13 protein-coding genes are annotated in these 9,774 nt (G+C 68.7%); 6 read left to right on the top strand and 7 right to left on the bottom strand.

Translation table 11 applies throughout. From position 1 onward, the window contains the following. Nucleotides 1-88: 88 nt before the first annotated feature. Nucleotides 89-823, bottom strand: coding sequence for a hypothetical protein (locus AB0C12_RS17235; protein ID WP_360548854.1), 735 nt, complete (start codon nucleotides 821-823; stop codon nucleotides 89-91). A gap of 161 nt (nucleotides 824-984) precedes the next feature. Between AB0C12_RS17235 and AB0C12_RS17230 the strand changes: the two genes are divergently transcribed. Continuing rightward, the gene (locus AB0C12_RS17230) at nucleotides 985-1,221 is read left to right on the top strand and encodes a hypothetical protein (RefSeq protein ID WP_360548852.1); all 237 of its coding nucleotides are present in this window, start codon (nucleotides 985-987) and stop codon (nucleotides 1,219-1,221) included. 3 nt (nucleotides 1,222-1,224) lie between these two features. On the opposite strand, the gene AB0C12_RS17225 is transcribed toward AB0C12_RS17230, so the two are convergent. Continuing rightward, the gene (locus tag AB0C12_RS17225) at nucleotides 1,225-2,010 is read right to left on the bottom strand and encodes a DUF6082 family protein (RefSeq protein ID WP_360548851.1); all 786 of its coding nucleotides are present in this window, start codon (nucleotides 2,008-2,010) and stop codon (nucleotides 1,225-1,227) included. Nucleotides 2,011-2,220: 210 nt separating this feature from the next. After that, a complete protein-coding gene (locus tag AB0C12_RS17220) occupies nucleotides 2,221-3,237 on the bottom strand; it encodes an ABC transporter substrate-binding protein (protein ID WP_360548849.1) in 1,017 nt (338 codons plus the stop codon). 112 nt (nucleotides 3,238-3,349) lie between these two features. Between AB0C12_RS17220 and panD the strand changes: the two genes are divergently transcribed. Both panD and AB0C12_RS17210 read left to right on the top strand, forming a co-directional pair. Beyond that, the gene (gene panD, locus AB0C12_RS17215) at nucleotides 3,350-3,766 is read left to right on the top strand and encodes an aspartate 1-decarboxylase (protein WP_360548847.1); all 417 of its coding nucleotides are present in this window, start codon (nucleotides 3,350-3,352) and stop codon (nucleotides 3,764-3,766) included. 34 nt (nucleotides 3,767-3,800) lie between these two features. Continuing rightward, nucleotides 3,801-4,139: a hypothetical protein gene (locus tag AB0C12_RS17210; protein WP_360549054.1), complete on the top strand. Its 339-nt coding sequence runs from the start codon at nucleotides 3,801-3,803 to the stop codon at nucleotides 4,137-4,139. Nucleotides 4,140-4,154: 15 nt separating this feature from the next. On the opposite strand, the gene AB0C12_RS17205 is transcribed toward AB0C12_RS17210, so the two are convergent. Together AB0C12_RS17205 and AB0C12_RS17200 are read right to left on the bottom strand one after the other, a co-directional pair. Next, nucleotides 4,155-4,508, bottom strand: a complete 354-nt coding sequence (locus AB0C12_RS17205; RefSeq protein ID WP_360548845.1) for a hypothetical protein — start codon at nucleotides 4,506-4,508, stop codon at nucleotides 4,155-4,157. Between the two features lie 53 nt (nucleotides 4,509-4,561). Next, nucleotides 4,562-4,882: a hypothetical protein gene (locus AB0C12_RS17200; RefSeq protein WP_360548844.1), complete on the bottom strand. Its 321-nt coding sequence runs from the start codon at nucleotides 4,880-4,882 to the stop codon at nucleotides 4,562-4,564. 36 nt (nucleotides 4,883-4,918) lie between these two features. Here AB0C12_RS17200 and AB0C12_RS17195 point away from each other — a divergent pair, with 36 nt between their 5' ends. Then, on the top strand, nucleotides 4,919-5,647 hold the full coding sequence (locus AB0C12_RS17195) for an SDR family oxidoreductase (protein ID WP_360548842.1): 729 nt from the start codon (nucleotides 4,919-4,921) through the stop codon (nucleotides 5,645-5,647). 27 nt (nucleotides 5,648-5,674) lie between these two features. On the opposite strand, the gene AB0C12_RS17190 is transcribed toward AB0C12_RS17195, so the two are convergent. Beyond that, entirely contained in the window at nucleotides 5,675-6,271 is a 597-nt protein-coding gene (locus tag AB0C12_RS17190) for a hypothetical protein (RefSeq protein WP_360548840.1), read from the bottom strand. 109 nt (nucleotides 6,272-6,380) lie between these two features. Continuing rightward, the gene (locus AB0C12_RS17185; protein ID WP_360548838.1) at nucleotides 6,381-7,334 is read right to left on the bottom strand and encodes a methionyl-tRNA formyltransferase; all 954 of its coding nucleotides are present in this window, start codon (nucleotides 7,332-7,334) and stop codon (nucleotides 6,381-6,383) included. 103 nt (nucleotides 7,335-7,437) lie between these two features. On the opposite strand from AB0C12_RS17185, the gene AB0C12_RS17180 reads away from it, so the two are divergent. Together AB0C12_RS17180 and AB0C12_RS17175 are read left to right on the top strand one after the other, a co-directional pair. Then, complete coding sequence (locus AB0C12_RS17180; RefSeq protein WP_360548836.1) at nucleotides 7,438-8,736, top strand: lysine N(6)-hydroxylase/L-ornithine N(5)-oxygenase family protein; 1,299 nt, start codon at nucleotides 7,438-7,440, stop codon at nucleotides 8,734-8,736. A 42-nt stretch (nucleotides 8,737-8,778) separates the two neighbouring features. Beyond that, a complete protein-coding gene (locus AB0C12_RS17175) occupies nucleotides 8,779-9,645 on the top strand; it encodes a GNAT family N-acetyltransferase (protein ID WP_360548834.1) in 867 nt (288 codons plus the stop codon). Nucleotides 9,646-9,774: the final 129 nt, after the last annotated feature.

Raw genomic sequence — 9,774 nt, 5'->3', positions numbered from 1 at the left:
CCCGCGCCGTCCGGGCGACCGTTGATGTCGCCCGGCCGGCCGGTTCGGGTGGCCGTGGACTTGCCTGTCCGGGACCGACCGGCCTTGCTCATCGAACGAGCGGAACCACGTCCTCGCCGAGCAGGCTGCGCAGGCCGATCAAGGCGAGGCTGATGGCGAAGCCGAGCAGGATGGAGACGCCGATCCCGGCCCACCACTTGAGGCGGTTGTCCCGGCCGGGCGGTCCGAAGCGGGGTGGGGTCTGTGGTCGCCACGGGCGTTCCCGGGCCAGCCACCAGAGCAGGCCGAGGCCGAGCGGCACGCCGGAGACGAGCCAGAGCCAGAACCACTTCGTGCCGGTGACCGGGTCGGGCGCGGAGACCAGCGCCCAGAGGAACAGCAGACTGCCGGCGATGAGCAGACCGGCCTGGATGGCCCCGACTGGCGGGTCGGCAGGGCGCCGGGTCTCGTAGGCCTGCAGTTGCTGGTTGAGGGCGTTCGCTCCCGGGGCGCTGCTCTGCTCCTCCACGGTGGTGTGGTGGCGGCGGCCGTCGTTGGTATGCCAGAGGAGGATGGGACCTGGGCCGCCGGGTTCCTGGAGATCGGCGGGCAAGGGGCTGACGAGGCCGCCTTCGTTCCTCCAGCCGTCGCCCCATTCGTAGTACGTCAGGCGGTGTGCGGCTATGTCGGCGCGGACCTGCTCCTGGGTGGATTCGCGTGGGGCCGCCCACCAGGTGACGGCCGCCCAAGCGACCCAGCCGAGCATCAGGATGACGCGCAGCACCTGCCACCACGAGATACTTGGCCGCCCGCCGACCTCCTGCACGGCCGCATCACCCGTCACGGGGTCATCGTGACAGGGGATCGCAAAAGAGTGCGGTGAAGGCAGCTTGCCCCGCCATCGGAACCGCGGACCATCCGATCTGCGAGTTGATCATCGGATTCGCACGTTTTGTGATATTTCTGAGAGGTCAAGCTAGTCGATCATCGAGGGTGGGTCAGCGAGTGGAGTTCGTGCGACGGCTCGGGAAGAGTCCGCAAGAGCGAGGCTCGCTCAACAGCGTGACTTGCCCCGACATCTTCGAACTGAGTGACGGTTCCTTCGCAGTCATGGGTACTGACATGACCGAGGTCCTCGAAGGTGCTTTGCCCCCGGGTGCTGGGAGGGCCGACTACGAGCGCATCGTTGTCATCACCCGGGAGACGCTGGTCGCCGCCCGCGGCGATATCCCCTCCGCTTGAGGTTCACGCCACCTGAGCCGGCTGGGATCGCTCCGGAACCAAGGTTGGTCCGTGGGAGGCACCGGGTGCGTTGCGTGCCACCACCTTCTCGTACTCAGTGCAGATCCTATCGACTCGACGGGCGAAAACGAGCTCGATGCTATCCGGGTCGAGCTGTTGTCCTCGGGCTTCCGCTGTCGCATGCCAATAGGCACGCATGATGGGGCTGGAGAACAGGTAGCGAAGACTCTCGATGATCGCTGCCTCGCTGTAGTTCTCTGACTGGAGAGCCCGGAAATGAAACGAGTAGATCAGGTTGGCGTACAAGAACTGTCGATTGACGGTCGGGGACAGGGCGAGATCGATTGCCGGCCAGACCGCCGCCAGTTCTTCGTCGTCCATGCTGATTTTGACGAGTTGCTGGTGAAGCATGCCGAGGCTGGCGTGCGACGTGCGCCGGAGTTCGGCGTGGTTATCGACCAGGAACTCTCTCTGGCGCTGGAGCTCCGCGCTGTTCTGCCGTGAGGTGATCACCACCGCGAGCAGAGCAAGGCTGCTGATGATGGAACTGAGCACACCGAAGGTCTGCCCCACGTCACTCCAGGTGCGCCATTCCTCTGAAGCGCCCTGCCGGGCAAGCACTGCGGCGACCCCCACTCCAGCCAGCAGGGTGACGACCACGACGCCGCCGACGAGGGCCAGCCAAGTGGCGACGCGGCTCACCGTTGTGGATCTGCGCATCTCGTTACCGACCGGTGAATCTTTCATGGCGTCACGACCCTCGAGGACACGGCAGAGACTGTTGCGCACGCGCGACTGCTCTCTTCTATTCTCTGCTCTCATATTGCATTGCCGTATCAAGCGGCGCCAGCATGGAGCGGTGAATGATTGTCGTGAGGGCCTTATATCGATCGGCCAACTAGCACGTTGCAGTGTAGCAACAATCCACCTATATGATTCTTAAGGCAAGAAAGGGGCGGCCGGTTGCCCCGCCGCCCTTTTCGCTTGCAGTATCGGAGATCAGGCCGCGTTCGACAGGTCCGTGACCGCCGTCGCCTTGTCGCCGTCGGTTGCGTTCTTCAGCTGCGGCACCAGCACCTCCAACGCATACAGCAACGCATTGGGCCCGCTGTAAGCCAACGCCCCACCCAGCGGCGTGGAGAACGACGTGTACAGAGCCCGGTCCTCACCAACCACCTTCAACCGGCTGAACGCCGGCGAGGTCAGCATGTCCTTCTTCGTCGCCCCGTTCACGAAGAGCACGTCCCGGTCCAGCAGGTCGAGCCGCTCCTCGCTGACGTCCTCCGACTCGCTCTGCGCCGCGAAGCCGAGCGCGTCGAACAGCGCCCGGCGCGGGTCCTTGGCCGGGATCAGCCAGTGCTGACCCTTCTCCGGGCCGAAGTCCACGACCAGGGTCTTGCCCGCGAACTGCGGGTTGGCCGCCTTGGCCTCGTCGATCTTCGCGTTCACCTTGGCCACCAGCGCCTGCGCCTCGTTCGACTTGCCCAGCGCCTTGCCCGTGGTCAGGGTCTGCACGTCCCACGGGGTCTGCTCGTCCGCGTAGTCCTTGGACTGGATGACCGTCGGGGCGATCTGGGAGAGCTTGTCGTAGGTCTCCTTGTTGATCGTCTCGTAGATGGCCAGGATCAGGTCCGGCTGCTGCTTGATGATCGCCTCGAAGTTGATCTCGGCCGAGAACGTGGTCAGCTGCTTGCCGGCCAGCGCCTCCTTGACCCACGGGTACGTCGGGTACTCGGTGAACCATTCGCGGGTGCTCACCGGGACCACGCCCAGCGCCAGCACCGGGTCCTGGTCGTTCCAGCCGACGGTCACGACCCGTTCCGGCTGCTTCTCGATCGTGGTCGAGCCGAACTTGTGCTCGATGCTGACCGGGAAAGCGGCGGTGGCCGAGCCCGACGCGGCGGGCGCGGCGGCACCGTCCTCTTCGGACCCGCAGGCGGTGATGGTGGTGGCGGCGAGCAGACCGGCGGCGACGGCGGTGAGGGCGCGTCGCCAGCCGCCCAGGCGGCGGTTCATCTATGTGGCTCCTAGCTGAGGGGGCGTTGGATCAGTAACGAGGTTAGGCTAGGCTAACTTTGCTTCCGCGACGACCCCCTCGCGGGCCTCATCCACCCCAGGAGGACGACACATGCAGCGGACCCTGCTCGGCGGCAAGATCCACCGCGCCACCGTGACCCAGGCTGACCTGCACTACGTGGGTTCGATCACGATCGACAAGACCCTGATGGACGCGGCCGACCTGGTCGAGGGCGAGCAGGTCCAGGTGGTCGACATCGACAACGGCGCGCGGCTGGTGACGTACGTGATCGAGGGTCCGGCCGGCTCCGGCGTGATCGGCATCAACGGCGCGGCGGCCCGGCTCGTCTCGGTCGGCGACCTGATCATCATCATGTCGTTCAAGCAGGTCGACGAGCGCGAGCGCGCCGACTACGTGCCGCGCGTCGCGCACGTCAACGCGCAGAACCAGCTGATCGAGATCGGCTCGGACCCGTCGGCGCCGGTTCCCGGCGCGGACGACCAGATCTCCGGCGTTCTGGTCCACTGAGGCCGGCGGGGCCGGGGGCACTGCGATGGGCGCGCTGACGATCTGCCGGGACTGCTGCTGCGGCAGCGCCGACAAGCATCCGGAAACCGACCATGACGCCCAACTGGAGGCGATCCGCGGCGCGGTGGGCGACAGACATCGCGTACGCGTGAGCGAATGCCTACGGGTCTGCGAACGCTCGAACGTGGTCGTGGTGCACCCGACCCCGGCCGCCCGCCGAGCCGGCGCCCGCCTGGTCCACCTGGGCGACGTTCTCGACGATGATCTCGTCGGCGCGGTGGCCGCCTGGCTGGACGCCGGCGGCCCGGGCATCGCCACGGTCCCGGAGCCCCTGACCGCCCGCATCTTCAACCCGGCCGACTACGCCGACTGACGCCCGGCCGGAGGCTCAGTCCATCCGCAGCGGCGCGGCCACGAGCACCAGGCAGGCCAGCACCGCGATCCCGATGCGGACCCCGCGCAGCCCCCGCCACCACGGCAGCAGCCACAACGCCAGCCACAGCGCCCCGAAGACGGCGACGTGCTGGCCGACCACTTCGAGGGTGACTTCCTCGCACCGGTTGTCGGCCAACGTCTGCGCGCACGCCCGGTTGACCTCGCCCATGTCGTCCCACAGGACCATCAGCAGCCCCACCGAGGCCGCGACCGCCGGCCCGAGCACCAGCGTGATCAGCGGTGTCAGCAACCACCCGGCCAGATCCCGGCGCCGGTCCGTCCGCGGGCCACGAGTCAGATTCCGCACGCCCGCACCGTAGCGATCGCCCTCGATCCCCGCCGCCCCGCCGGCGCGGCCCGTCAGACCGGGTAATCGGTCCGGTGCGCGTAGGTGAGCTGGTCCGGAGCGACACCCCACTCGATGAGGACCCGGCCCAGCTGACCCTCGTCGCCGGCCTGTGCACTCCGCGCTTCGGTCATCCCGTCGTCCGGTCCGAAGCACCAGTCGTTGTCGATGTAGGTGTTGTCGAACTCCCGCTGAAGGACGTTGAACGCACCCCCGGCGAGCGGATAGACCGCGACCCAGGCCCGACGACCCTGCGCCGCCGCGGGCACCTCGGCGACGATGAGCCGACCACGCCGCAATGCGGTACGCAGGGGGAGGGGCCAGTCGTCGATCACGGCCGGAATTGAACCACGAGGTTCTAAGCTGCTGCGATGGGACGACGAGTGCTGATGACCGGCGCACGACGAGGAATCGGCGCCGCGATCGCCGTCGACCTGGCGGCACCCGGCTGGACGCTCCTCCTGCACCACCTGGACGCCCCCGACGAGACCGAGTCCGTAGCGCAGCAGTGCCGGGACCGCGGCGCCCAAGCCGAGACCCTCGAAGCCGATCTCGCCGATCCGGCCGCCGTCTCCGCGCTCGCCGAGCGGGCCGGCCCCGTCGACATCCTCATCAACAACGCCTCCCGCGCCTCGAACGTCGCCTTCGACGCGCTGTCCCTCGACGAGTGGCAGGAGACCTTCGCCGTCAACGTCACCGCGCCGATGCTGCTGACGCAGGCGTTCGGCGCCGGGATGGCCGGGCGGGGCTGGGGGCGGATCGTCAACGTCACCTCGGCCACCGTGGCGCTCGGCGGGCCGTCCGGGCCGTCGTACGTGGCCAGCAAGGCCGCCCTGGTCGGCCTCACCCGCTCGCTCGCGCGGTCGTTCGGCCCCGCCGGGGTCACGGTCAACGCGCTCTCGCCCGGCGCCATCCTGACCGAGCGCGAGCGGGAGATCCTGGGCGACGACCCGCATCCCGGGCTCGTCGCCGCCCAGGCCGTGCCGCGCACGCTGGTCCCGGCGGACCTGCTCACCGCCGTACGGTTCCTGGTTGCCGAGGGCTCGGGAGCGATGACCGGTCAGGTGGTCGAGGTCGGCGGGGGACTGGTCCTCGGTTAGCGGCGACGTCCGACGCGGCGGCAACCATCAGCCGCAGGCCAACGGATCAGCGGCGGTCCGCGGGTTGCAATAGGTGGCGGTGCCCCAGGTGCGGTCAGGAGTCGTGATCTCGAGCATCCCTCGGTCGGTCATCCGTTCTATGGTGATCCGAGCACCGGCCGGGACCGCCGCGTCATTGCTGCCGGTGACACGAGCGGTGGATGCGGTCTCCAAGCGGATCTGCAAGATCGTGACGTCGCCCTCGGCTGCCGGCTTGCTGGGATCGTCGGGTGGGTTGAGCAGTCGCATTTCGCCTGTGCCGTCGCGGTTCACGACCAGCGAGCGGTAACGGCCGCCCCATTCACCCACCATGAACTGCATGTCGGCGGGAAGGTCGCTGTTCGGCGCGTCGCCCGGCCTGTCCTCCGCCGGTTCCGAATGCGCGTCGCGGTCGATGTACCGGTCGATGTACTGGTCGAACTCACCGGAGAGACAGAGCACGCATGCCATCAGGAAGGTGGGGATCGCCACCAGGATCCACCAGCACCCCGAACCGCCACTCGACGGCGGGTCCGGGGAGGGCAACCCGAGCGCACGACGGCGTTCCTCCTCCTTCAGGCGACGGTAGGTGTCCATATCGGCCATGCGACTCATTCGACCAGGAAGCGCGTAGTCGCGGTGTCACCCGAATCGGTAGAGGGCATTCCTCGGGCGAGTCACCGTTCTGCTTCGGCGGTGTCGAGCGGCGTTGCGGTCAGCGGTCCGGGTGGCTGGTCAGGTAGCCACCCATCGTCGTGAAGTAGTCCTGGGCCGGCAGCTCCACGCCCTCGTCGGTGCGGACCGAGCGGATCAGCAGCGCCTTGCTGCGTCCGCGGCGGGCTTCCGCGCCCGCCACGATCGCCACGCCGTCGCCCTCGCGGAAGAAGATGCGGCCCGGCGTGCCGCCGTAGACCGCCTGCGAGACCGCGGCCGTGACGATTTCCAGCCGGCGTCCCTTGTGGAAGCAGAAGGCCTGGGGGTACGGCGCCGACTGTGCCCGGACCAGCCGTTCCAGCTCCTCGGCCGACCAGGTCCAGTCGATGCGGATGTCCTCCTCCGACCGCTTGTGGAAGAAGCTCGCCTTCGAGCGGTCCTGCGGCACGAAGTCACGCCGGCCGCTCGCGATGGCCGCCAGGCCGTCGACGGTGATCGGGCCGAACAGCTCCAGCGTCTTGTGGAACAGGTCCGTCGTGGTGTCGGCCGGGCCGACCGGCACGGCGCGCTGGAGCACGATCGGCCCCGCGTCCAGCGTGTCGTCCATCATGTGGGCGGTGACGCCCACTTCGCGTTCATCGTTGAGCAGGGCCCAGATCAAGGGCGAGAAGCCCGCGTACGCCGGCAGCAGCGCGTCGTGCACGTTGAGCGTGCCGAACGGCGGCAGGTTGAAGACGCGCGGCGGGATCCAGGTGCGCCAGTTGGTGGCCACGATGACGTCCGGCGCGACCTGCTTGAGCGCCTCGTACAGCTCCTCGTCGTCGGGGCGTTCGCGCAGCATGACCGGCACGCCGTGGGCCTCGGCGAGCTCGGCGACCGAGTCCGACCAGACCTTCTCGTACGCGCCCTCGCCGACCGGGTGGGTGACCACCATGACCACGTCGTGTGCCGAATCCAGCAACGCCTGCAGGGTCCGGTGCCCCCAGGTCTGGAAGCCGAACATGACGACGCGCATGAATTTTTCTCCCTCACTCGGCACTGCGGACGCCTCCGCGCATGCTTAGGTTAGGCTAACCGAAATCTGGGGTCAGGTCGGCCCCGCCGTGGAGGGGACGGACATGTCTGAACCTGTCGATGTCGTGGGAATCGGCTTCGGGCCGTCCAATCTGGCCATGGCCATCGCCGTGTCGGAACACAACAGCGGGCAGGCTCCGGAGGCTCGGGTGCGTACCCGGTTCCTGGAACGGCAGGCCGGCTTCGGCTGGCACCGCGGCATGCTGCTCGACGACGCCACGATGCAGGTCTCCTTCCTCAAAGACCTGGTGACCCTGCGGAACCCGACCAGTGAGTTCACCTTCCTGCGCTACCTGCACAGCCAGGACCGGCTCATCGACTTCATCAACCACAAGAACCTGTTCCCGCTGCGGGTCGAGTTCCACGACTACTTCGCCTGGGCCGCCGCGCAGGTCGACGACCAGGTCACGTACGACGCCGAGGTGTTGTCGGTGACGCCGGTCGCGTCCTCCGGCGGCGACGTGGTCGCGGTCGACGTGCTCTCGCGTCACGGCGGGGAGCTCAGCACCCACCGGGCCCGGAACCTGGTGATCGGCACCGGGCTGCGCCCGCGCCTGCCCGAGGGCGTGACGGCGTCCGACCGGATCTGGCACACCAGCGACCTGCTGCACAACCTGCCGAAGCTGCGCGGCACCGAGCCGCGCCGCATCGTCGTGGTCGGCGCCGGTCAGAGCGCCGCCGAGGCGGTCGCGACCCTGCACCGCGAGTTCCCCACGGCCGAGATCTGCGCGGTCTTCTCCCGGTACGGCTACTCGCCGGCCGACGACAGCAGTTTCGCCAACCGCATCTTCGACCCGGCGGCGGTCGACGACTTCTACCTGGCCCCGGAGGACGTGAAGCGGCAGCTGATGGGCTACCACGCGAACACGAACTACTCCGTGGTCGACATGGACCTGATCGACGACCTGTACCGGCGGGCGTACCAGGAGAAGGTGCTCGGCCGGGAGCGGCTGCGGATGCTGAACGTGTCCCGGCTGACCGAGGTGACCGACGGGCCGGACCAGGTGGTGGCCGGCGTACGGTCGCTGGTCACCGGCGAGACCCAGCGGCTGGCCGCGGACGTGGTGGTCTGCGCGACGGGCTACCACCAGGCCGACCCGTACGCGATCCTCGGCGAACTCGCCGACCTGTGCCACCGCGACGAGTCCGGCCGGCCGAGGGTCGAGCGCGACTACCGCGCGGCAACCGACCCGCGCCTGCGGGTGGGCATCTACCTCCAGGGCGGTACGGAGCACACGCACGGCATCACGTCCGCGCTGCTCTCGAACACCGCGATCCGGGCGGGGGAGATCCTCGACTCGGTGGTGACCCGCCGGTCGGCGCCGGCCCTGGTCGGGGTCTGATATTCATTTTACTGCGTGCATAATCATGCATAGGATCGGATTATGTCCGATCCTCAGCAAGACGCCCGCCCGGCCCGGATAGAGCGGTCGGCCGCGGCGGCGTGGCCGGCCGGCCGCACCGAGACCGCGGCCGGTTGGCTGCTGCGGCACACCCCGGGCGTGGCCCGCCGGCGCTCCAACTCGGCCCTGCCGCCGGCGCCGGACCGGCATCCGGAGGACGGCCTGGACGCGGTGGAGGCCTTCTATCGCGCGGCCGGCCTGCCGGTGACGGTCCAGGTGAGTCCGGCCGAGCAGCACTCCGCGCTGGATGCGGCACTCGCCGCTCGCGGCTACCGCCGTGAAGCCCCCACCCTGGTCCTGACCGCGTCCACCACCGACGTGATCACGGCGACGCCCCAGACGATCCGCGACCGGCGCGCCATGTCCGCCACCCCCGGCAGTGCGGCAGCCGGGCCATCGCCTGCACCAACCACGGCGGCCGGCAGCGCGTCAAGCGCCGCCCAGCCATCCGTGGACGTGGTGGTCCACCCTGCGGCAAGTGCCGACTGGCTGGCCGCTCATCAGGAGCTCAACGGGCCGGAGGACACCTCGGCAGTGGCCGAGCTGGTCCTCGCGCGGGTCCCGTCGCCGGCTGCGTTCGTCCTGGTCCGGGTGGACGGCCGGGATGCCGCGATCGGGATGTTCGTGGCCGACGGCGAGCGGGCCGGAGTGTTCTGCATGGCGACCCGAAAGGAGTACCGGCGTCGCGGTCTCGCGCTGACCGTCCTCGGCGCCGGAGCGCGCTGGGCGGCCGCCCGGGACTGCCGCTCGCTGTATCTCCAAGTCGAAGAGGGCACCGTCGCCGCCCGTGAACTGTACTCCCGGGTAGGTTTCGCCCATTCCCACCGCTACCACTACCGGGTCCGCTGACGGCCGGGAACGCTGGCATTGCGCTGCGTCAACCCCTGGTCTCTGACAGTGGTAAATATAACTCTGCGTGACTGATCATGAGGGGTCTGGTAAGACTTATTTCCACAGTCGACTCGTCCGATTAGTCAG

The organism is Actinoplanes sp. NPDC048967 (assembly GCF_040649415.1).
Taxonomy (GTDB): Bacteria; Actinomycetota; Actinomycetes; order Mycobacteriales; family Micromonosporaceae; genus Actinoplanes.
The sequence above is the reverse complement of the archived record's forward strand: the minus strand, read 5'-3'. Positions and strand labels throughout refer to the sequence as shown.